At 24.8% G+C, this 24,895-nt stretch carries 20 protein-coding genes; 18 read left to right on the forward strand and 2 right to left on the reverse strand.

Translation table 4 applies throughout. From position 1 onward, the window contains the following. Positions 1-35 precede the first annotated feature (35 nt). The 5 genes from SHELI_RS01790 to SHELI_RS01810 all read left to right on the forward strand — a co-directional run bounded on the left by SHELI_RS01790 (position 36) and on the right by SHELI_RS01810 (position 8,190). Positions 36-1,211 (forward strand): hypothetical protein, encoded by a 1,176-nt coding sequence (locus tag SHELI_RS01790; RefSeq protein ID WP_157087563.1) that lies wholly within the window; start codon positions 36-38, stop codon positions 1,209-1,211. 16 nt (positions 1,212-1,227) lie between these two features. After that, positions 1,228-2,568, forward strand: a complete 1,341-nt coding sequence (locus SHELI_RS01795; protein ID WP_069116114.1) for a hypothetical protein — start codon at positions 1,228-1,230, stop codon at positions 2,566-2,568. 89 nt (positions 2,569-2,657) lie between these two features. Further along, the gene (locus tag SHELI_RS05915; RefSeq protein WP_084449230.1) at positions 2,658-3,800 is read left to right on the forward strand and encodes an IS3 family transposase; all 1,143 of its coding nucleotides are present in this window, start codon (positions 2,658-2,660) and stop codon (positions 3,798-3,800) included. Positions 3,801-3,959: 159 nt separating this feature from the next. Beyond that, a complete protein-coding gene (locus SHELI_RS01805; RefSeq protein WP_069116116.1) occupies positions 3,960-6,194 on the forward strand; it encodes a lipoprotein in 2,235 nt (744 codons plus the stop codon). Positions 6,195-6,210: 16 nt separating this feature from the next. Continuing rightward, positions 6,211-8,190 (forward strand): lipoprotein, encoded by a 1,980-nt coding sequence (locus SHELI_RS01810; protein ID WP_069116120.1) that lies wholly within the window; start codon positions 6,211-6,213, stop codon positions 8,188-8,190. 31 nt (positions 8,191-8,221) lie between these two features. Here SHELI_RS01810 and SHELI_RS01815 read toward each other — a convergent pair whose 3' ends face one another. After that, positions 8,222-10,177: an ABC transporter ATP-binding protein gene (locus tag SHELI_RS01815; RefSeq protein WP_069116121.1), complete on the reverse strand. Its 1,956-nt coding sequence runs from the start codon at positions 10,175-10,177 to the stop codon at positions 8,222-8,224. A 123-nt stretch (positions 10,178-10,300) separates the two neighbouring features. On the opposite strand from SHELI_RS01815, the gene SHELI_RS01820 reads away from it, so the two are divergent. Continuing rightward, positions 10,301-10,738 carry a MarR family winged helix-turn-helix transcriptional regulator gene (locus SHELI_RS01820; protein WP_069116123.1) on the forward strand — a complete coding sequence of 146 codons (438 nt, stop codon included), beginning with the start codon at positions 10,301-10,303 and terminating at the stop codon, positions 10,736-10,738. A gap of 50 nt (positions 10,739-10,788) precedes the next feature. Then, positions 10,789-13,287 carry a hypothetical protein gene (locus SHELI_RS01825; protein ID WP_069116125.1) on the forward strand — a complete coding sequence of 833 codons (2,499 nt, stop codon included), beginning with the start codon at positions 10,789-10,791 and terminating at the stop codon, positions 13,285-13,287. Between the two features lie 30 nt (positions 13,288-13,317). Here SHELI_RS01825 and SHELI_RS01830 read toward each other — a convergent pair whose 3' ends face one another. After that, entirely contained in the window at positions 13,318-13,845 is a 528-nt protein-coding gene (locus tag SHELI_RS01830) for a hypothetical protein (RefSeq protein WP_069116127.1), read from the reverse strand. Positions 13,846-14,026: 181 nt separating this feature from the next. On the opposite strand from SHELI_RS01830, the gene truB reads away from it, so the two are divergent. From truB to SHELI_RS01885, 11 genes are all read left to right on the forward strand, one after another. Beyond that, positions 14,027-14,935: a tRNA pseudouridine(55) synthase TruB gene (truB, locus tag SHELI_RS01835; RefSeq protein ID WP_069116129.1), complete on the forward strand. Its 909-nt coding sequence runs from the start codon at positions 14,027-14,029 to the stop codon at positions 14,933-14,935. A 74-nt stretch (positions 14,936-15,009) separates the two neighbouring features. Beyond that, positions 15,010-15,339 (forward strand): hypothetical protein, encoded by a 330-nt coding sequence (locus SHELI_RS01840; RefSeq protein WP_069116135.1) that lies wholly within the window; start codon positions 15,010-15,012, stop codon positions 15,337-15,339. A 127-nt stretch (positions 15,340-15,466) separates the two neighbouring features. Continuing rightward, positions 15,467-16,219, forward strand: coding sequence for a nucleotidyl transferase family protein (locus SHELI_RS01845; protein ID WP_069116138.1), 753 nt, complete (start codon positions 15,467-15,469; stop codon positions 16,217-16,219). 38 nt (positions 16,220-16,257) lie between these two features. Continuing rightward, entirely contained in the window at positions 16,258-17,103 is an 846-nt protein-coding gene (locus SHELI_RS01850; protein ID WP_157087564.1) for a hypothetical protein, read from the forward strand. 179 nt (positions 17,104-17,282) lie between these two features. Then, a complete protein-coding gene (rpsO, locus tag SHELI_RS01855) occupies positions 17,283-17,549 on the forward strand; it encodes a 30S ribosomal protein S15 (protein ID WP_069116143.1) in 267 nt (88 codons plus the stop codon). A gap of 202 nt (positions 17,550-17,751) precedes the next feature. After that, a complete protein-coding gene (gene dcm / locus SHELI_RS01860; RefSeq protein ID WP_069116145.1) occupies positions 17,752-19,056 on the forward strand; it encodes a DNA (cytosine-5-)-methyltransferase in 1,305 nt (434 codons plus the stop codon). Further along, the gene (locus SHELI_RS01865; protein ID WP_069116147.1) at positions 19,056-20,219 is read left to right on the forward strand and encodes a protein NO VEIN domain-containing protein; all 1,164 of its coding nucleotides are present in this window, start codon (positions 19,056-19,058) and stop codon (positions 20,217-20,219) included. Before dcm ends, SHELI_RS01865 begins: the two co-directional genes overlap by 1 nt. A 226-nt stretch (positions 20,220-20,445) precedes the next feature. Then, entirely contained in the window at positions 20,446-21,558 is a 1,113-nt protein-coding gene (locus SHELI_RS01870; RefSeq protein ID WP_069116149.1) for a DUF262 domain-containing protein, read from the forward strand. Positions 21,559-21,593: 35 nt separating this feature from the next. Then, entirely contained in the window at positions 21,594-23,720 is a 2,127-nt protein-coding gene (locus SHELI_RS05920; protein WP_084449231.1) for an IS3 family transposase, read from the forward strand. 33 nt (positions 23,721-23,753) lie between these two features. Continuing rightward, a complete protein-coding gene (locus SHELI_RS01880; RefSeq protein WP_269745959.1) occupies positions 23,754-24,182 on the forward strand; it encodes a GmrSD restriction endonuclease domain-containing protein in 429 nt (142 codons plus the stop codon). Further along, positions 24,169-24,816: a hypothetical protein gene (locus tag SHELI_RS01885; protein ID WP_069116153.1), complete on the forward strand. Its 648-nt coding sequence runs from the start codon at positions 24,169-24,171 to the stop codon at positions 24,814-24,816. Before SHELI_RS01880 ends, SHELI_RS01885 begins: the two co-directional genes overlap by 14 nt. The last annotated feature ends 79 nt before the right edge of the window (positions 24,817-24,895 follow it).

The following is a 24,895-nucleotide window of genomic DNA, read 5'->3' on the forward strand; positions in this document are numbered from 1 at the left end:
GTTATAATCATTAGTAAGAGGTGATAAAAGTGTTTTTGAAGAACGAATCAAAAGTTTTGACTAGTGATATTCAGCTAATTAATGAGCAATTGAAAGCTGTGGAGTTAGATAAAAACTTAAAAAATTATATCAAAAAAACTATTATTTACCTTAAAAGCTTATTGAGTGATTTGGTGGATATAAGAAAAATTGGTAGTTTCGCAATTAATGGACTATATTCAATAGAAGAAGAACCTGTTGTTGATTTATTGGCTTTAAAGTACATTAATAGAGAAATGTATAAAACTTACGAAAATGAAATTGATAGTAAGGAACATTTTTCAGATTGTTGAATTTGTGAAGTTAATGAAGAAATTTTAATAAGACTTAGAAAAAAGTATAGCTTTGATCCCGAAATTAAAGTAGAATGAAATACAAAAAAATACTTTTATGATAAATTTAGTGATGATTTTTATTTGCACACCGATTCTATAAAAATGGATTTTTATAAAAACAACATTTTAGGATTTTCAATTATAATTAGAACTGGATTAACACATAATTTATTTCCTCCTATTTTATGTATGAAAAATAGTTATCACAAAACCAATGCACTAGATTATGTCAAAACATTTAAGACTTTAAACAATTTGACTGTAAGAAAACTTGAAATACTATTTTTTTATATAAGAATAAACTTCAGACTAAAGTACACTAAAGAACAAAGATTAATGATGAAAATAATGGTTATGAGTGAATTGCAAGAACAGTTAACAAGAAATAAGTTTTTTCAAGAATGAGCAACAACGGTTTTTCATTACTTATTTCCAAATAAAAAAATAATTGATGAATTATTTCAGTCTAATAATCTTTATTATAAAAAACATAAACTTTTTGCAAAATGTTATTCATCTCTAAAACTAAAAAATTTACATTGAGTTTTTCATAAAACGTATCCTAAAACAAAAGATTTTTTGGATAACTTTTTAGATAACTGTGAAGTTTGAATTAAAGAACAAAAACACAAAAAAGATGAAATAGTATTTTGGTATGATACAAACCCCTATATAAAAAACTCATCAGGGGACTCAAACTTTACAATGAAAAAAGATAAGAAATTATTTGATGATTTAGAAGAAAAAATTATTTCAAAAACAGTTTATCCCAGTGATAAAGATATTGGAATATTTGTGGTATTTCTTAAGTATTTTATTTTTTCAATAACAGATTAATATAAGGAGCATGTAAATGAAAAAGCCTGATTTAATTAGCGAGCTAAATACAGCAATAAATCAAAATATAATTATAGAAAAAAATATTAAAGAAATTATAGATATGTCTTTCAAAATTTTTAAAAAACTGTTTGATGAATTTGGTTTAGAGCTAGAAAAACTGTGTGATTTTAAATACTCAAGTTATTATTCAAAACACAAAAATATAGACTTAGATTTGGCAATAGTAAAATACTTCCCCAAAAAAGATGTAAAATATAAAGAATTTTTAGAAAAAATTTTAGATACATTAAAAAATCTACCTTATGGCTATAAAATAAGAAAAGAACAAAATGATGGATATATAGCTATTAGCCAAGAAACTTCAAGTAAAATTATTAATTATAGATTTATATTTCTAGTAAGAAAAAAAACTAAAACAGGATACTGTGATTATTACAATAGAAACGGAATTTGGCAAGAAGATTATGCACTTGAATTAACAAAATCTTTTTCTTTAGCAAATAAAATTAGTAATGGAACTTTATATAAAGTCAAAAGTTTATTAAATTATGTTTTAAAAGACCAGTTTAAATATAATTATGGTTGTGATGCTATTCTGATAACTTGATTTTACGAGTTTTTTTCTAGAAGTTTGAATAAATATTTAGACAATAAATATAACAAAAAAGAAAAAGAGCTTGATTTTGTTAACTTTACAAAAATAAAAAACTTAAAAAAATGATTTAAGTATAATATCGATATAAATAATCTCTATTACTTTATATTTACTAAAATTGGAGAGACTAACACATACTATTATCCTGAACTTTCATTTGAGCCATTAGAATTATTTGAAGGTATTACAAGATATTCTGTAAACACAAATACTTTTTTTAAACTACCTCTTTCATACTTTTCGCATATAAAAGTTTTTGATCTTAGAAATTATCAAGATGTTAGATTGATTCAGGAAATGGGTGGAGAAGAGTATGGTTATTCAAAAAAAGCTTGAAGTAAAGCCAGAGATGAAGATAAAAGATATTTTGTAAGCCCATTTATAATTTCGGGTCCTTTTAATTATGCAATGTTTAAGAAGTGATACGTTCTTACATCTAATAGTCTTTTTAAAACTCTTCCTGTAGAAATCAAAAAAGATTTGAACAGTTTACGACAAAGAGAGTCAATGGAATTTTTAAATATGACCGGTCACAATTGAATTTCAAGCTATTATGCTAAGTTAAAGTATTTACAACCTTATTTTGATAAAAAATACCCATTAATAAAAGAAAGAGACTTAAAAGTGTTAATAAGAATGATTACAACGATGGTTGATAAAACAAAACAAAGTGATTGACTTTTGGAAAATGATAATTAAGCATTTTATAGTATATGATTGAAAAATATTTATTTTAAAATAAACTGGGAAAAATAAATTATACACTAGAAAGAGGTGTAGAATTTTTTATGTCAAAAAACCTAACTGTAGAAGAATGAATGAAAATAATTCAAATATATAAAAAACAAGGAATTCAAATTGCAGAACAAGAATATCGTATAATTAAAGCAAAACAGATTAAATTTTCACAATTTATTAAAAAAAGAATAAAACAAAAAACTTATTTAGTAGATAATTATGGTATGAAAAGTTTAAATAGAAAAAAAGGCTCTTGAAGATACAAAAAAAGAGATGATTCTGATATTCCAGGAATAATTAGTGATCTAACTGAAGAGCAAAAAAGAGAAATAATTGAAGATTGAATAAAAAGTCAGAGAGATAAAAAGGAAAGAAATGCGATTAGCAAAATAAAATCTCTAAACATAAGTATGAAAGCAAGAATTATATCAATGCATAGAACAACATTTTACAAAAAACCAAAAGTTAGAAGATATAAATACAATAATTTAAAAAACACAGTTGAAGAAATATTAAAGGAGTCCAAGTTTATATATGGTAGCAGAAAAATAAGTGTTTTATTAAAAGAAAAACATATGTCAATCAACGATAGAACTTTAAGGCACTATCTAAAAAGATGAGGTTTTATAATTAAAACCCGAATTAAAAAAAGACAAGCAGAATCAAAAAATATTAATACTAAATTTAAGGATTTAGTGAAGCGCAATTATAATCCTACTATAGACAATATAATTGCTACTGATGTTTCTTACATTCCGGGTTTGGTAGAAGGAAATAATTACTATTTATCTGCAGCTATTAGTCATAAAACTAAAAAAATTGAATCATGATGTTTATCAAAAAACAACAACTCGCAATTAGTTATAGATACTTTAAATAAAATTAATAAATCAAATTTTATATTACATTCAGATCATGGCTCTCAATACTCTAGTAATGAAGTTATAGAATTGGTAAAACAAATGAATTGTCAAACTTCAATGAGCAGAGTTGGCAATTCCTTAGATAATAGAGAAATAGAGTATTTTTTTAGTTGTTTAAAAGGTGAGTATCTAAATCACATTAATACAAACAAAATGAATATTGATGAAATTTATAATCATATAGATTGATATATAGATTGATATAATAATAAAAGAATACAAAAAATTTTGAATTGAAAAACGCCAGCTACTGCCGGCGCTATTATTTAAAACTGTAGAATTTGTTTTTCCCAGTTTAAAAATATAAAATTATTTTTATTTTTTAAAGCACCCATTTTATGCCCTTAAAAAAGATAATACAAAATATGCAAACCTTTTCAAGCGTATTTTTTTAGTATAAATTTATTTGTAGCACTAAGGAGGCAGAAAATGAAAAAACTTTTAAGTTTTTTAGCAACTATTAGCATCGTGGCTTCAAGTTCAGGATATGCAATAGCATGTGCAAAAGACAAAATCGATACAAATGAAAATGCAAATGAATCACAAACTCTTGCACCAATTGCAAGTAATGCAAAAGCAGAAATAATGAGTCAATACTCAAAGGCATTATTTTTAAATCAATATTCATTAAATGATTTAAATATTGGTAATGGTAGCACTATAGATAATTATCACTATAGTCCGAGTGAGTACTTTAGTAATATTAAAAAACGTCAAATTAAAGATTTAAATTTTTCATCTAGTATAGATGCTAACTTTACTAATTTAAGTGAAGAAAAAATGGAATCTGCATATAGTGAGTATTTTAATAATAATTTATTAAATGATAATACAACTATTGATGACTCAATATATAAAGGTGGGGTAATCAATAGCGAAAAGGCAATGCCTGATTTTATTGGTACTGTAAATACTTTTTTACCAATATTGGCACAAAATCTTGTAAATCCTGATGGTAGTGGAATAGCAAGTCTATTGTCTTTATTAGTTGGTTTACAGTCTTCACTATCTAGTTTTTCAAATACTTTAGAACCAATAATAAAGTCATTAACTGATAATGATAGTCAAGTGTTAAAAGACTTTGAAGATGCCTTTACTTTTAAAGTTGAAGCAAATACTGCAACATATTCTAAAGCTATTCAAGATAGCATTATCAGTCTTTCAAAATCTTTTAACGGAATTGCAGGTAAAGATGTATCAAGTATTACTAACTTTGATACCGCATCAACTGCCATTGCTGAAAATATAGGCGGTTTAATGGATGGTTCTATCAAATTTAGTCTAGATATGAGTGTTATAAAATACTTACCTGGAATAATAAAATTTGTTAGAGTTCTTTTATTATATTTAGATCAATTTGATGAAAGTGCTGTTACAAACACAACATTAACGGTTGATGATGTTTTGAAAATTAAGCAAGCAAAAATCGAAGAAAAAGATGGTAAAAAAGTAAACTCTTTTGACTTACAAAAATGATTAAGAATACTTAAAATCATGTCAAAAGATGAAGATCAAAAAGGTCTAAACATCTTTAAAAATATTATCAATATTTTATTTAGTACTCATGACACTGTTGGAGCTCAAGCTGAAACAGCATTTTATGGGGCTAAAAACACGGACGGTAGCGAAGGTACATATAAAAATGAAAATGAGATTTATGGTCGTATAATTGGTGATGTTCTGATTAAAATGATGGGTCAAGAGTTTATCGAAATGAATGCTCAAGGTAATAACATCAAAATATATATTGCTAATTTGATAAAAACATTACTAAACTATGGAATTGGATACAATAGTGGGGGATCAATAGAAATATCGATTTTGATTGTAGATATTAAAGTTCTACTTGAGTTAATTCCATCTTATACAGATACTTTGCCTAAATTTTTAGGAGACTTAATAAATAAATTAAATGGAGTAAAAAATGAATCTGGGGGAACTGAATGAAATTCATTTGTAAGTGATTGAATTGGGTACCTATGAAACGATAAAAAAAGCTTAATAGGATTTAGCGTTAAAGGAATTATGAATAAACCTATCGGAGAATTAATGGATATGATATCTGGTTTGGGAAGTTCACTAACAGGAACTAAATCTAGTGATGTTCAAAATAAAGAAGATAAATCAGGAAAATTTGATGAACCTGTTTCATATTTTGAGGCTTTCTTAAAAAGTAAGTCATTAGCAAATATTGTAACAGATTTAGATAATAGCTTATCTGGAAAAGATGTGAGACCACTAAATTTTGACACTCTAAGTTCACTATTTAAAGCATTATATGCAGATAAAAAATATAATTTAGCAATAGCTTGATCCAATAAAAACTCCTTATTTAGTGGTTTAGGGTTAAAAGTTGACGGCACAACTGTTAAAGACTCTCCAATGTACTACTTTGAACAAATATTAAAAGAAAACAGAGCATTGCTACTTGGAGTACTGAACTTCATAAACTCATATTTACAAGATTTAAATGATGATCTTGCAAAACTAAAATTAATTGCAGGTGAATTGGCACAAGATATAAAAGTTGAATACGTTGTTGTTTCTGATAGCGAATTTTTATACACAGTTTCGTTTAATGATAAAAAACTACAATTTAGCATTAAATTAGGAAATGATGGAGATAAAAGTTACATATCTTCAATTTCAATGAAAAATGATTAGAGGAGCTAGATAATATATGAAAAAACTTTTAGGATTATTAGGAGCAATAGGTCTTACAGCAACTTCAGCATCAACAGTTATAGCTTGTCCTTCTAAAAATAGTTCAAGTGATGAAGATCAAACATTTGATTTAAGTGCAATATCTGCAAATGATTTAGTTTTAAATCCAGATTCAAATAGTCAAGAAGATGTTGAACAGGCAGCCATCGATACTCTTTATGATAAATATAACGCCGATGTAGTAAAAGATACTGACTTTAGTGTAGAGTTTAATCAAGCAACACACTTTAAAAAAGGTAGCTTAGTTATTAAAGCAAAAAGCTCTACAAATAAACTTCTAGGAAAAGCTACTTTTGAATATCAATATGTAATAACTCAATCTTTAATAAAAAATGAATCTAGATCAGGATGAACCGGAACTAACAATAGTTTTGCAGTATCTCTTACTCAGGAAGGTGATGGTAAAAGTCAGTTAGAAGCAACGGTTGCAGATGATAGTTCAAAAATAATTGAGGATTTAACTGTTGATAATACAAATTCAAATCATAATAAATTTATTGTTAGATATACTGCTTTGAAAGCAGGTTTGGCTAAAATTGTAATTAAATATAAAAACTTTTCTAAAACAATAAATATAAATGTTATCAAAACTGATTTAAGCGCGATTACAGGGACTAATTTTTACATAAAACCATTGTTTAACTCAGAAAATGGGTCAGTAGAAGTTATAACAGCAAAAATAAAAGAAAGACTTGGAATTTATGCTAAAGTAGGTGAAGACTTTAGTGTTGATAAATCAAGTTTGAATTTACCTGTTGAAGAAGGAAAAAATGGATCGATAAAAATTATTGCCTCAAGTAGTAGTGAAAAAATTGTTGGTAATGTTTCATTTAGTTTGGTTTTTAGAGAAAAAGCAGAAATGGAAAAAATCGAGGATACTTATACAGCATTTATTGACAATAGTATGTATTTTGAATTAACCGTCAAAAATGCTAATGGTGTTACTATACCTTCAGTAGAAATTACAAATGGTAGTGATAAAATAAACCTACCTGAAATTAAAATGGACCCAAATAATAAAGATAAATTTATTGTTACATGTGTAGGTAAAGCAGAAGGGTCTGCAAATATTAGATTTACTTATGGAGAGAATAGCAAAAGTGAAGATCAGGTCAATGTAAATTTAACAGTTAAACCTGAATCACGATTTGATTTATCTAGTCTTAAAGAAGATCAACTTAATATTAAAGCAAAAAATTCAAGTGAGGATGAAAATGTTAAGCAATTAATTGTAAACATTATAAGCTCTTTATCAAGCGAAGCAAAAGAAACAACCGATTTTAAAATTGATTCTGATAAGGTTAGACCAAATTATGACGAACATAATTTAGAAGATGGTAGTTATAAAAATGGATGGGCAAAAGTTAGTGCAAACCCACGTAGTGAATTGTTAAAAGGAAATGCTGACTTCACAGTCTTTAAATCAACTACAAAACTGAGCGATTTATTCAAGGGTGATACATATGAACTTGGGCCAATTCCAATGAAAACTACAATTCCAACAAAAGAAGAACTAATTATAGGTCTTAACTCAAAATCTTCAAGTCAATCTCCAGTGTTTGCACAAAAAAGTTTTAATCTTATAAGTGCAAATGAATCAAAAGCAGTAATTGAAGGTTTAGGAAGATTTGAAGGAACTGAAACTATTAATTATTCTAAAGCTCCAGATAAAATCAATCTTTCAAAGGTAGTTACAAATAAAAATTTAGGTGTTGTTAATGGAGCATACACAACCCCAAATCCAATGTTAAAAGATGTTGTTAACAGATTGAATGAATTATATCCAAAATATGATTTCTTAAAAAATTATACTGAATTTTCATGAGAAGGAAGTAATAAAAAAACAGGATGTGTTTTAGTTGCAAAATCAACATCAATACATTATACAGGTAATGTAACACTAACTTACACATATAAACCAAAATCAAAAGGTTAGATATAAAAAAAGGTTATTAATAAACCTTTTTTTATTTGGATATTTCATACAGAACTTTAAATAATCCTTGCTCATTAATAAGTTTTTCGTAACTGCCTGACTGAACAACTCCAACATTTGGCTCTATTACAAATATTTCATCAAATGTTTTTATTGTTGAAAGTCTATGTGCAATTGAAACAGTTGTTCTTCCAACCATTAATTTTTCTAGTTCTTCTTGAATTTCTTTTTCTACAATATTATCTAGTGCACTTGTTGCTTCATCTAGAATTAAGACTTCTGGATTTTTTAAAATAAGTCTTGCAATAACAAGTCTTTGTTTTTGTCCTCCAGAAAGTTGAGAACCCCTTTCAAATAAAACTGTATTATATCCTTCTTCTCAAGTCATTATTAAATCATGCAGTTTAGCTTTTTTGGCAGCATCTATAACTTGTTCTTCACTAATATTTTCAAGTCCGTATTTTATATTTTCGAATATAGTACCACTTAAAATTTGTGGTTCTTGATCAACATACCCGACTTTATCAAGTCATGATTTTAAATTTAAGTCTTTTATATTAATATTGTTATTAATTATTAAACTACCTTCTGTTGTGTCGTAAAATCTTAAAAGTAGTTTTGCTATTGTTGATTTACCACTACCAGTTGGACCAACAAAAGCATATTTTTTTCCTCTTTCTAATTTAATATTTAGATTTTTTATTATTTTTTTATCACTATCAGGATAACTAAATGAGACTTTTTTGAAATTTATACAATCAACTTTTTGGTCAAATACTTGTTTTTGATGTTTATCAATATAAATTTCACTTGTTAACAACTTCACTATATTTTCTCCAGATATTTTAGCATTTGGTGCCTCTGATATAGTTTGTCTAGATTGAATTAGTGGTAGAGTCATAACAATAACACCACTAGAGAAAGAGGTAATAATACTAATTAAAGTTTGAGATTGGTCATGATATAAAAATACCCCAAAAATAACTGATGCCATTGAAAAACTCCCAATACCCCCAATAATTAAGGCTGATGATACTTCAGAAATAAATAACTTTACCTTATTTTTTTTATCAACAACTTTATTTAAATCTTGAAAGTAATCTTTTTCTTTTTCAAAAGTACCACTAGACTTAATTAATCTAATACTATAAACTTTTTCACTCATTTCATTTTCAGCACTTTGAGTTAATTTTTGAATATTTCTTGTAGATCTTGCACTGATTTTTGCAGAAACCATAACCCCAGTTAAACAAACAACTAATAATCCAAACACACATGCTGCTAATTTTCAATCAATGCTAAACATAACAGCAGCTGAAGCAATAATTGTTGAAATTGATCTAATGTATGTTGCTGGTGCTTCTTTAATAAAACTTGCTAAAACACGTGTATCTTTTACAAGTGTGCTTACTAACTCATTTGTCTTATTTTCACTAAAATAATGTAAGTCTTGATCAATTAATTTATTAATGACTTGTCTTCTAATATATGTTTCATAACTTTGAGCAATTCACCCAGACATTACAAAAACAATATATGAAAGTAAAATAACAATCATTAAGTCACCAATCATAGTAAAGGCAAAGCTAAACAAATTGTATTGCATTCCTAGAACTTCAATATATAGTCCACCATCGCTATAGTGCACAAAATCATAAAAAAACTCATTTATTATAGCCATTAACAATTGATCTCGATCAACTGTTCCCAACGCTTGCATAAACATATCTATTTCTTGCTGTGATTTTCCAATGCTTTTTAGAATTTCTTCAATCTTGTTAGTATCTGCTCCAGCATCTAATATGCTTTTAGATACCAATAAAGCTGTAACATCTTCAATAATTTTGATGTTGATAATTAATAATAAAGCTATTACCAAGTTTATAGCTATCATTATTATTGAAGTTATTTTTTTTCGCTTCAAGGCTTTTAAGGTATGACCTAGTAAAAACCTTGGGCCTTTAATTTTAAATTCTTGATTGACCATAATTCTCCCTCTTTCTATTTACAAAATAATAGGTTTTATGCTACTATATGTATATAGTTTTAAATAAAATAACTTGTTTCATTTAAAACAACTTTAGTATAAGACAAAAAAGGAGTATTGTCAATGAAAAGAGCATTTAATTTTGAAAATTTAGCAAATTTGGTAAAAGGCTATGTAATTATTGAAAATTTAACAAAAGAATTAAGAGCGAAAATGGAAAATGAATATAAAGATATCTATAGTAATGCTTTTATTCACCTAATGTTTATTAAACATGTTGATGGTATAAGTCAAATGGAATTATGTGAATTTACAGGAACTAATAAATCAACAATGGTGAGAAATGTTAAAGAATTACTTGATAACGAATATGTAATTAAACAAACTTCACCACGTGCAAATGAAAATGAGCTATATTTAACTGAAAAGGGTAAACAAGTTGTTGAAGAAATTGAAAAGTGAGTGTTTGATAAAGAAAAAGAATTAGATCCAGAAAGTAAAAACAAAGAATATATTTCACAACTATTAATTAAAATTTTAAATGACTATATAGTTAAATAAAATATTTTTTAAAACTTATATTTGATAAAATATTTGTGAAGGTGAAAGATATGAAAAAATTGTTGATTGTATTATCTGCGGTTGGTTTAACAGCAACTTTATCAACCCCATTAGTTTCATGTGGTAACACAAATTCTAGATATAGTTGAGTTCCAGAAGAATATTTTCCTGTTTATGAAGTTTTTAGATTGTTTGATAATCAAACAATCTACTTAAAAAGTTTTGATAAAGATGCAGTTAACCAATTTGTTGATGATGTAATAAAAAATTATGATGTTAAATTTGTTAAAGAACCAGAAGTCACATTAAATGAATATACAAAGAAAGTTAATATAGTTTTTCTAACAAATGCAACAGGTGAAAAGCTAGAATGTAATTTTTTTGTCAATATTTCAGAAGATGTTGATAGTTACTTAAAAAAATTTAGCGAGAATTACTCTGATTTAGGAGCGATTGATTTTTATGATATTAAAAATTTATTAAGAACATTAAATGATAAATACAATTTATCAAAAGATGTGTTTGAAGATTGGTTTAGCAAAGAAGTTATTTCCAACAATGATTATAATTATCCAATTGGATTGAATTTAAACTTCGACAAATTTTTTGACTCTCCAGTGAATCAACAAAAGTATTTTAAAAATAAGTATTTTTGTAAATTTTATGGAGTTGCTAAATTTAGCTTTGTTCCAGATAGAACCATTGATATGTTAGTTGATAGCGATCTTAATAATGTTGGTTATGATGTTACTACAAGTGAAATTTTTAGTTATTATAGTCAAAAAGAAAATTATAAAATAACATATGACAAATATAATATAAATAGTGACAATTTTCGAATAGAATATGATAGATCAACTGACAGCTTAGAAATATCATACATTAGATTTTATGGAAGCTATAAAGTAGTAAATGTAAGTAAAAATCAAAAATATGATTTAAATCAAATCAACAATCAAACTATTCATAACGATAATGGAATAATTGGTGATAATGCAAAAGTTTGAAAAGAACAAATAATTAGTTTAATTTCTAAAAAATTTTCTGTAACAAATAATGTTATAGACGATGAATTGAATATTGAAATTGATGAATCTTTACAAAGATATAGCATTAAACCTAAAAATCAAAGCGACTTTTTAAGAAAATTTAAAAACTCAGCAGAAGGTATATTAACTGGTCCTCAGGATGTAAATAAAGTTATAAATACAAAATACCTAGGAATTTTACCTAAATCTTATGTTATGAGGGGTAATACATATAATGAAGCTGCTCTAAGTAATGTTATTTCTGAACTTAACAATTATGATTTTTCATTATGTAAACTAAGTGTTATCAATGGAAATGTTCCAGCTTTAGAATCTGGAAAAATTTTGATAGATTTTGACGCCGTCAATAGAAATAATAAAGAAAATTATGTTGTTGGACAATCTGAATTTACTTTTACTTTAACAAGTGATGATCATGGAAAAGCATTTGAGCAAAAATCATATACATATAACTTTGAAAATCAAGATATATCTCAGACAATCGGACTTGATCTAGCTAATATGAGTTATCTAATTGAGTATAGTGAGGGTTCTGATAAAAAGTATAGTTGATTTAATGTTAATAATAATCAACAAAAAGAAGTAGATTTTAAAAAAGATTTAAATATTCAGGATGCAACTTTGTATAAAGTTTTAAAACTTAAAGAAAATCAAGTTTTGGTAGCATCATCATCTGGTTTATATAAAGTAGATTTTGATACAAATGGAGCAATAAGTACCTTTGTACCAATATCTTTTGGCGAAGCCAAAGCACCATCAAGTTTTAAAAATATAACAGATGCTCAATTAGGATTATTTGAAAGAAGATTGGTTATTAACAATGCTGGAGTATTATATTTATTTGATAACGAAACAAATTTATACATAAGAACAATTTCAAAATCAAATAAATTTGTGCAAAACTTTCAGGCTTCAGATTATGGAATGGTGTTTTCAAATAGTGACAATTCAGTTTATTATGCTTCTTATGAAAATGCAGCTTTAGTTATAGAAATAAAAATTAAAAACCCTAACTTTGTTGCTAATGAAAAATTTAAGTTTTTCATGACTCAAGATAATGTTTATATATTTACCAAAAACTCGATATTATTAAATAATTGAGGACTATATATATTTGAAATCAAAAACTTTTTTGCAACTGAAATTTTTGTAAATACAAGTTTGAGTTATTCAAGTTCAATTGATCAAATAGTTATGGATAATAATAAAAACATTATCGTAACGGCTTCTGGAAAAGATAAAAATGATAAAAATCAAATTTATAGTTTACAAGTTCGTCAAAACAATTCAGATGTCTATCCTTATAAATATAAAGCTTATTGTACAATTATTACAGGATCTATTGTAACTACAAATGAAATTGATGATAAATTCAACTATATTGGATCAATAAATTATTACAAACAAAGTGATTATTATATTAAATCATTTTATTATCATAAAGTTGAAAAGGGGATTAAAATTTATACATTAGAAAAAATATATCAAAACTTTAATTAAAAAAATCACTAGTTTATAAACTAGTGATTTTTAGTTATCATCATCATGATCTCTGCTTCTTAATATTTCAGAACGTTTTTTGATGTAATCTTTTTCAACTTTACCTAAATCATGATACATATCACGACTAGCTTTTACTCTTAGTTTTTTTAATTCCTCATCACAATAAACTCATGTCAATCAAACAATATGAAAATGTCTTAAATATTTTATTTCTTTATCATCATACATTTCATAACTCAGTGCTTGAGCTTCTTTTTGGGCATAATCAACTCATTTTTGAGGATCAACATTTTTTCCATATGCTTCTCTAGCTAACTCTTGAAATCGCAGTGCTTTTTTCACTATTATATCTTCTAGTGATTGAAGAGTATTAGCTATTTCAGTCACAATCGCTTGATCAAAATCATCAAATGAGTTAAATTGATGTTTTGAAATGTAAAACATTTTTGTACTTAGATTACTTACAGGATTTCCTCCACCATTTAGGTGTTCTCTCTCGGTTATTATTTTAAATTCTGCCTCAATTTCTTTATAAAAATCTGATTTAATACGCATTTAAACACCTCTTTTTTAGCAAAAAAATTATTTAGATAATAATTAACTTAATTATAGCATAAAATGGGGTCTTTTTGCAAATAAGTCAATGGATATAAATATTGAAAAAAATTTGCTTATTTATATATATAATTCTTATATATATATTAAAATAATATTTGTTAAAAAGGAGTTTTTAATAATGAAAAAATCAGGTATTTTTCTAGTAAATAAACCCCAAGATATAACTTCAAATGATTTAATTCAAAAAATTAAGACTAAATTTAATATAAAAAAAATAGGTCATGCAGGAACATTGGATCCATTAGCAACTGGTCTAATGGTTGTTTTAGTTAATCAAGCAACAAAAGTCTCAAACTACTTGTTAAATGCTGATAAAACTTATAAAGTTGAAATGCAATTATTTGTTAGAACCGATAGTGGTGACATATCTGGTAATGAAATTGAAATTGAAGAATTTCGCAAAATTTCAAAAAAAGAAGTTTTAGAAGTTGCAAAAAAATATAATGGTTATATGTATGATCAATACCCACCAATTTATTCTGCAATTAAAGTTAATGGTAAAAAGTTATATGAATATGCTAGAAAAAATCAGGATGTTGAAATAACTCCAAAAACTGTCACAATCAGTAGTTGTGAAATATTAGATATTAATACAAAACAAGGAACTATCTCATTTATAATGTCATGTAGCAAAGGAACTTATGTAAGAAGTTTTGTAAACGATTTTGCAAAAGATTTAGGAACAATAGCTACTGTTTCTAAATTAGAAAGAACTAAATCAGGAGAATTTGATTTAACTCAAGCTAAAAACATAGAAGATTTAGAAGAAAAAGATTTATTATCAATGTATGATGCTTTAATGCAAAATAAACAAACTTTAATTGAGTATCACAAAATTAAAGATATTATGCAAGGAAAAACCATCACAGTTATTGGAAGATCAGAACCGATTATTTTTTTAGTAGATGATAAAAAAAATGTTACAGCAGTTTATCGATGAGTTGCAAAGGAATTATATGCTTGTCAAAGAGGTCTTTGGGATGAAGATTGAGCTGAAGGTTTGAGTGAAGCAGAAAGAGAATTATAAATATATATATACTAAAAGTGTATAATTTTGCTAAAATATATGAGTATTGTATATATAAATAAAAGGAGATAAATATGAATAACGGTGGAAAAATAAACAGCAACATGCAAGTTGCCTATGTATTTATGATTATTAGTTGTATTATTGGAGCCTTTTTCTTGCTAATACCATTAGCTTGATTAATACCAATGACTTTATCAACAAAAAAATTGATTACAGATTATAGAAAAGCAACAGGTTTAGGGGTTTGTCAATTACTATTTACATCAATTTTTGGAATTGTTGCAGGAATCTTGGTGTTAACAAATAATGAAAAAGATTATCATGCACCAACAAGTCCAAACCAACAAAATAATCAAAATACTCCAAACAACCAAAACAACCCTCAAGGTTTTATTGATTAATAAGAGTTTGAAAATGCTTAAAATTAAGCATTTTTTCTTTATCTTGTAAAAGTGCTTTTCAATCCCTAATAATATGTATAATAAATTATGTGAAACTTGGCTTAATTTTGAAAGGGAAGTATAAACTATGCTTAAAAAAAATATCTTTATAGATAAAAATGAAGCTTTTAGTATAAATAATAAAAATGTAGTATGTATTGGTTTTTTTGATGGGGTTCATAAATTGCACCAAAAAGTTATTGAAAAAACAAAACAAATAGCTGAGCTATCAAAATTAAGTTGATCAATAATAACTTTTTCAGAAAAAATAAATAATTTTTTAGAAAATAAACCTAATAATTTACAAGCAAAAAATTTAAAGTACAAGTTTTTTGAAGATGTTTATAATCCAGACTTTTTATTTGAAATTCAAGTTAACAATGATACCATTCATATTAACAAAAATGAGTTTATAAGTTATTTAAAAACTAATTTAAATGTAGCAAAAGTGGTAGTTGGAAGTGACTTTAATTTTGGTTTCAAAGGTGAAGGTAATGTTCAAGACTTAACAAAAGCATTTGGTCAAGAAAATGTATTTGTTTTTGAAAGAGTTCAAGAATATTCATCAACACAATTAAAAAATTTACTTATGCAAGGTAAAATAAAAGAGTTAAATGAAAAAATGGGTCACAATTATGAGTTACAAGTTGTAAAAATTGATAAAAATGAATATAAAATAATTGATAGTTTTGTAAGTATAATGGATGGTTGATATTTGCTAGAAATTGATAAAAAAAACTATAACGCAAAAATTCAAAATAACACTATTTATATTGAATTTGATTCAAATATAAATAGTGGTTACTATACATTTAACTTATTAGATAAAGTAAATAATTAATGAATAAAAAAATAGAAAATTGATTAAAAGGTAAAAAAATGGAAAAAAATAAAAATATAACAATTAACAAAAAAGAGCCTAAAAATTGCAAACTTTACAAAACATTAATTCTAATGTATGCAGCACTTTTAGCAGGAATTGGAATTGCTACCATGGTAATTTGTATCATTAAAGGTAGATTGTATGGTAGTTATAGTTATGTTCAAAAAAATCAATATTATCAAGACAAATATGCTTCATTTTACTTGGCTGGTCTTTTAATTGGTGCATATTATTTTTTATGCTCTATAAATACTCAAACTTTAGAAAGTTTGAAAATTTGAAGAAGAACATCTTCATTGGAACAAGCAAAAATTATTTTTTATACAAATGTTTTTGTTAACACATTATTTGTATTACCAATATTTTTAAACTTACTATGTTTAAAGTATTTAAATAGTTTACAAAAAGAAAACTTTGAAGATCAAGAAAAATTAGATAAATACTATAATGGTGAAAAATATTATGGAAAAAGCAACTCAAGTATTTCATCAATTGTTGTATTATCTGCAACCCTAATAATAATTTTTGTTGAAGTTATCGCATTTTGTATTATTTTAGATGAAGATAACAATAAGTTTAGATTTAGCTCAAATTTTATAGCAAATACTTTATTGGTTCCTCTTTACTTTTATTTAAACCCTCTAGTTTCAGCAAAAATTATTGCTTTTTCTAATGTATTTTTAAATGATAAAAATAAAGTTAACATTAAATGATTGATTTGATCTCAAATACCAACTTTTGGTTTATTAGTAATTTATTTTTATTACAGAAAAAAAACAAAACATTTAGACACAAAAGCTGAAAAAATAAAAATGCTTGATAATGAAGAAGTTGAAACTTAATATGTTCATTAAATAAAAATTTAGAAATAACCAAACTCTATTGACACATATCAATGATATATATATACTCTATATGTATTGATGTTTTTACGTTGCTTAGATCTTAACCCTTTAAGTTTTATGCTTTGTTAAAACACTTTCAATCAAAAAAAGAAGACTTATATAAAGGGAGAAAACAAATGGTTTTAAAATCAACAAAAACTGAAATTATTAAACAATTTGGTGATAATCCAAATGACACTGGTAAAGCAGAAGTTCAAATTGCTTTATTAACAAGTGATATTAAAAACTTAACATCACATTTAGACAAACATAAAAAAGATATTACATCAAGAAGAAGCTTACTTAAAAAAGTTGCTCAAAGAAGACACTTATTAAACTTCTTACTTAAAAAAGATGTTAATCGTTATAAATCAGTTATTGAAAAACTAGGAATTAGAAAATAAATCTCAATTAAAAAATGTCACAAATTTAAAAGTTTGTGACATTTTTATTAAAAAATAAAATAAACTTTTAAAAATAATAGAATTAAATTTATAAAAATGTAAAATAGAAGAGATTTGAAAAGTAAACTAAAATTTTAATTATTTAATTATCGATTATTTATTTTAATAGTATTAATAAAATTATAGATTTAAAAGAGGTATTATGAAAAAGTTAAAAGTTTTTGAGACATTTGCGGGAATTGGGGCACAACATAAAGCATTGTCTATAATAAAAAAAAATAATAAGGGTAGTTTTGATTTTGAAGTTTCGGGAACAAGTGAATGAGACGTCTGAGCTAACATAAGCTATGACAAGATTCATAATGAGAATAAAAAACTAGCAAATCTAAACAATGATTTAGAAGATACATTAGATTTTTTAGGTAAGTTTACTCATTCGATGGACTCTAAAAAACCCATATCATTTAATAGTTTCAAAAATAAGGAATTTAAGCTATTACAAAACTTAGAGTTATCAATGAAAAATTCAAACAACCAAGGTAGTATAGTTGAAATAAAAGCAAAAGACTTATTAAAAAACATTGGTGATTTTGATATACTAACTTATTCATTTCCGTGTCAAGATCTATCGGTTGCAGGCAGTTTTCACGGATTTAATCAAGGCATGAAGAAAGGTAGCGGAACAAGAAGTGGTTTGCTTTGAGAAATTGAAAGAATATTAAAAGGATTACACAAATTAAATAAATTACCAAAATTTTTGCTTCTAGAAAATGTCAAAAATATGATATCCGAAAGGCATAAAGAAGATTATATTGATTGATTAAATTTTTTACATTCAATAGGATATAACACACAAACTTATTTATTAAACTCATTAAATTATGGGATTCCACAATCTAGAGAAAGAGTTTATGCCTTGAGTGTTTTGAATGCTAAGGATTTTAGAGATACATTTATAGATACTAAATCAATAATAGAAAAATGTAATATTCCAAAAGATGTATCTACTAAATATGGTATTAATAAGACGATTAAAGACGTTTTAAAAGTTAATTATGATGATAAACTAGAAAGAATGGAAGCCATAGAAGCTAGACCAAACAAAACCCCTAGTAGAAAACGTATGTATAACGGAAATCCTGTTTTGTTTACAAAAAGAAAATCTGAAGTCCTTAAATATAAGAACAGAAAATATGAGGAGTATGAAAACGGATTTTATTTATCTAACTCTAGAACCGTAACAACTAAACAAGATAGACACCCTAATGCTGGAGTCATTGACTTAAAAGGCACATCATTGGAAAGTGAAAAGTTAAGCGGTAAAGCAAATTATAGATTTCTTACTCCAAGAGAAACCTTTTTATTAATGGGTTTTGATGATGATGATTTTGATAAAACTTTAAAAAATGATATTATAAAAAAAGAAATTCTATATAGACAAGCTGGAAATTCTATTGTTGTTAATGTTTTAGTTGCTATTTTTGATATGTTGAAGGATGTGAAATAATGAATAATGAAAAAGTTATTAAAAATTTTGAAAATTGATTAATAAAAAATGATTTATGTTGTCCAGGAGATTATAAATGATGAAATGTAGACACAAGTTTTATTTATATACTAAGTATGTTTAAAACTATGGATGATAATAATTTTAGTATAGATAAAAATTGAAATAAGGTAGATTTTGAAAAAATTGAAAAGATTAAATTGACAAAAATTAAAAATCCGAAAGCTTTAAATACTATCGGACAATATATAAGTATAGGTATAATATTAAACGCTATAGAAATTAATGAGGATTTTAATTTTACTAGCAAACTTAGTTTGTTGAAAGAATGGTATAACTCAAAAATACAACTAAAATTCAAGGAAGATTTTATTAAAAATGAGAGTGTAATATCATTTTTAATTGTTTATAAAAATAAATTATTAGAAAATTTTAAAATCATTTGTAATAAATTCAAAAAAACATTTTTATTTCAGGATTTGTACAAAATTTTATTTAATTTATATATTTTTTATCTTCAATATGAAGATATTTTGTCTGATGAAAAAAATAACTTAGAAAGTTTTTTAGAGTTGCATAAACAAAGAGAAAGCTCTAGTGTAATAAGTTGGCACCAATATTATAAAATAAACTTTAAAATATTAGGTTTTGTAAAGTTGTTATTTGAGGATTCAAATCTGAGAATAGATTATGCAAACATAAATAATAAGATAAAAGAGTACGACAATGAAACAATTGGTATAGTCGGCGAATCTATATTTGAGCACTTTGCTAAGCACAAAAACCTTTTTGAATCAAATATTAAAGGGCAAGATATATCAAATGTGCCATTTAAAAATATTTTTTGAGAAAGTAATCAAAATAAATTTAGCCCATTTGATTTTAAAATAGATAACTATTTTTTTGAAGTTAAATCTACAATAAGGAATGAAAATAAAAATGGGTTTATAATTTCCGAAAATGAATATAGACATATGGAAGAAAACAAAGACAACTCTTATTTGTGCTTTATAAAAAATATAGATATGAAAATTGCAGAAATAGAATCTTTTGAAGAAATAAATGAATATATAAAAAAATTAGAATTGATTTTTTACACATACGATGATATAAGAGATGGTTTCACATTAACTAGTAGAGGATATTATGCAATTCAAAATTAAATAATAACAGGGGATTATTTATTTTGATACTTAGTATAAATAAATAGTTTATTTTATTGTTATGAGTTAAATGTAAATTATAAAAAACTACTCACAAAATAAATAAGTGTTATAATAATAAAGTAGACTTATATTAATAAAAATTAATAAATCAAATAAAGATTAAAATAGTGTTTTTTAATTTTTATTATTTTTTTATTAACAAATAATATGAAAGGGTATTTTTATGATAAGTAATAACTTTGATTTCTTAAAAAATGAAACTAAAATTAAATTTGATTGGACATATGAAAAGCTTTCCATAATGGAAGATAGTATTGTTAAAGATGATCAATATACAATACCTGTTGAAGCAACAAAACTATTAGAAAAATTATTTAAACAAATAATAAATGATATTGATTCTAAAAGACCACTTTATAAGTTAAAAAATGATTTTCAAATCTTTTTTAAAGAAGAATATGATGTGCAAGTGCCAACCTCTATTTGAGCATCTATAAATTTTATTAGTAAAGATAGAAATAGTAATGTTCATGATAATATTGACCCAGACTACGGAAAGTCTTCTCAAACATTTACAAACAAATTAAATTATTTAATGTGTATTAGAAAAATTTTGCATTTTTGTATAAATGTTTTAAAAGGTGAAGATATTGAAATTGAGGATTTTAAGGACGATATTTATTATAGAAAAGCTAATAAACATAAATATTTAGAGGATGCAAAAGCTTATAAGTATGAAAACAATCAAATCCGTTTAGAAAAAATAGCGGTTGGAGATTTTATTTTGAATAACAATAACAATTTTTTAATTCCTTCTTACCAAAGAGACTATAGATGGGGTGAAGAAGAATGTCAAGAATTATTAAATCAGCTAATTTCAAAATACAAAACACAAGAACAAGTTTATTTTGGAGCCCTTGCTTGTAGAATAATTGATAATCACTCATTAACAGAAGACCACACCAAAAACGATATTTTAGATCAATTAAATATGACTAAGCAAATTAGATTAATAGATGGTCAACAAAGAGTAACAACATCTCTTATTTTATTTAAGGTTTTTTATGATTTATTTAAGGAAAAAATTGTAGAAGAAGTAACTCAAGAAAATTTTAAAATGCCTTTAGAGTTATTAAATTTATTTGAGTATAAAGAAAATAATGAATATAGTGATAAAAAAATTAAAGAAAAGTATATTAATTCAACCGCTGGCAACGAAAGTGGCCAAAATGGAATATATGTAGTATTAAAAGGTTATAAAAATAAAAAAAATTTTCAAGAACAATTAAATATTTTTAAAAAAGCTGGTGTTATAGATAATTATGATTTTTTTTAAGAGAATTGAACCTGTATGATATTGAAACACTATCTATGATATATAGTTATTATTCTAATAGTTTTATACTTTCTTGTATAGTTTTTGATGATGATAATACAAACGAAATGGAAATATTCGAAAATTTAAATTCTAAGGGTAAAGAACTAGACACTTTTGATATGATAAAAAATTACGTTTATAATATGGTAGAAGATGGAATTTTTAATAAAAACACAGAACTAATAACTAGAGAATTTAATAAATATTTTAACTTAGAAAATATATCTAAATTTAAAGGTAAAAAAGAAGAGCAATCTAAAAAATATGAACTATTTTTATTTAATTATTTAACTTATAAAAACTCGTTAAGTGGTTTGTTTAAAGGCAAATTGCAAAAAAATAAAAAAAGTATTTTAAAAGTATTTAAAGAATTAAATAATAGAAGAAAAATTAATATAGATGAATATAGAGGTGTTTGTAACGAATTAGGACGATATTTTAGTATTTATAAAAATATTTACCTAACAATGGCTTATAATGAAAAAAATAGCGAATATCATCCTTTTAGAGAAGAGCTAACCAATTTAGCTCATAAGGATTTTAGTTTATTATTATTTTATATCTTTGATGTGTATAGTGGTAACGCTTGAAATCCTTCAGAACAGTCTTTTTATTTTAGCGATGTGGAAAAATTAAAAAGTTGTTTATTTGAAGCAGAGAAATGACTAGTTTTACTAATGCAGGTAAAAGGAACCGGGCAATCATTTAAAGAAAATACATTTGTAAGACTTATAAAATATTTGAAAAAATTTGAAAAATTTGAAAATTTTAAAAATGATTTGCCTATGATGATGAAAAATTGGTTTGCAGGAAAAATTGAACCTAATAAAGAAATTGAAAATTTATTGATAACTTCAGAATTTGAATTACCAACAAAGAGTCAAATAGTAGAATCTATTGAAAATAGTGAATTAAAACATGACAATATTAAACTGGGAAAAATAAATTCTACACTAGAAAGAGGTGTAGAATTTTTTATGTCAAAAAACCTAACTGTAGAAGAATGAATGAAAATAATTCAAATATATAAAAAACAAGGAATTCAAATTGCAGAACAAGAATATCGTATAATTAAAGCAAAACAGATTAAATTTTCACAATTTATTAAAAAAAGAATAAAACAAAAAACTTATTTAGTAGATAATTATGGTATGAAAAGTTTAAATAGAAAAAAAGGCTCTGGAAGATACAAAAAAAGAGATGATTCTGATATTCCAGGAATAATTAGTGATCTAACTGAAGAGCAAAAAAGAGAAATAATTGAAGATTGAATAAAAAGTCAGAGAGATAAAAAGGAAAGAAATGCGATTAGCAAAATAAAATCTCTAAACATAAGTATGAAAGCAAGAATTATATCAATGCATAGAACAACATTTTACAAAAAACCAAAAGTTAGAAGATATAAATACAATAATTTAAAAAACACAGTTGAAGAAATATTAAAGGAGTCCAAGTTTATATATGGTAGCAGAAAAATAAGTGTTTTATTAAAAGAAAAACATATGTCAATCAACGATAGAACTTTAAGGCACTATCTAAAAAGATGAGGTTTTATAATTAAAACCCGAATTAAAAAAAGACAAGCAGAATCAAAAAATATTAATACTAAATTTAAGGATTTAGTGAAGCGCAATTATAATCCTACTATAGACAATATAATTGCTACTGATGTTTCTTACATTCCGGGTTTGGTAGAAGGAAATAATTACTATTTATCTGCAGCTATTAGTCATAAAACTAAAAAAATTGAATCATGATGTTTATCAAAAAACAACAACTCGCAATTAGTTATAGATACTTTAAATAAAATTAATAAATCAAATTTTATATTACATTCAGATCATGGCTCTCAATACTCTAGTAATGAAGTTATAGAATTGGTAAAACAAATGAATTGTCAAACTTCAATGAGCAGAGTTGGCAATTCCTTAGATAATAGAGAAATAGAGTATTTTTTTAGTTGTTTAAAAGGTGAGTATCTAAATCACATTAATACAAACAAAATGAATATTGATGAAATTTATAATCATATAGATTGATATATAGATTGATATAATAATAAAAGAATACAAAAAATTTTGAATTGAAAAACGCCAGCTACTGCCGGCGCTATTATTTAAAACTGTAGAATTTGTTTTTCCCAGTTTAATATAATTAAAGTTTTTTTAAGAAGAATTGAAAAATATTACTTTAATTTAAATTCAAAAGGTGAGCAATGAGTTGTCTATAGAAAACCTTCTATTGAACATATTATGCCAAGAGAATTAACAAGTGATTGAAAGCTGATGATTAATAGTGGTAAAAAGTATGACGAAGCAGCAGAGGATTTGTATAAAAATAATCTTAATAAATTAGGAAATTTGCTTTTGATAGACAACAATGCAAATGCAGGTTTAAAAAACTTTCCGTTTGAAAGAAAAAAGCAGGAATATTTAAAACTAAACTTAATATTAGCAACTATACCATTTAACACAAATTCAGAAACAATTTTAACCACTAAAAGTTTCACTTTTGATACTATTAAAAATAGAACGATCAAATTATCTAATATTTTAATTGAGGAAATATATGAAATTAAATAAAATACAAGATATTATAAATATTTTTTCAGAAAAAGATAATTTTATTTTTTGAAAAATGGGTACAAAAATTGCTTCAATCATGGATAATTTTTATTTATATTACTCTAAATTACCTGACAAATACAAATCTACAAATATTCAAATTGAGAACCAAAATGAAAAGTTTTTGTTAAAATGTGTAGATCAAAATATAACACCATCATCTTCTAGAAATGAACCAGTCTCTAAATCTGCTATAAGACAATATATTGATGTTTTATGTTCTTTCAATATAATAGTAGAAAGTAACATTAAATTTAATTATATAGTTTTAAATAGAAGCACTTTAAAATACGATTATGAATTTATACCATCTGATATATTTTTAGATCTATTAAAAAATTTTGAAAACTATCAATATCCTCAAGTAAAAAAAATATTTTATAGTGCATTAGTAAGTTTTCTAGCTACTTTTTTAAATGATATGGATTTTTTATTCATAAATACTTCTAAAAAACAAAAAGAGTATATTAGTTGTAAAGAAATAAAAAGGCAATCTAAAAAAACAGGATATGATTATTTCTTAGACTGTTTTAAATTCTACGGTAATAATTTGGATGATATTCACGAAAATATAATTAGAAAATTTGCTTAGTGTATTTCGAAATTTATAAAGTTAATTTTTATTTTAAAATTTAGTATAAAATATTATTGGTAAATATTTAAATTAAATA

This window comes from Spiroplasma helicoides, from assembly GCF_001715535.1.
In the GTDB taxonomy this organism is placed as follows: Bacteria; Bacillota_I; Bacilli_A; order Mycoplasmatales; family Mycoplasmataceae; genus Spiroplasma_A; species Spiroplasma_A helicoides.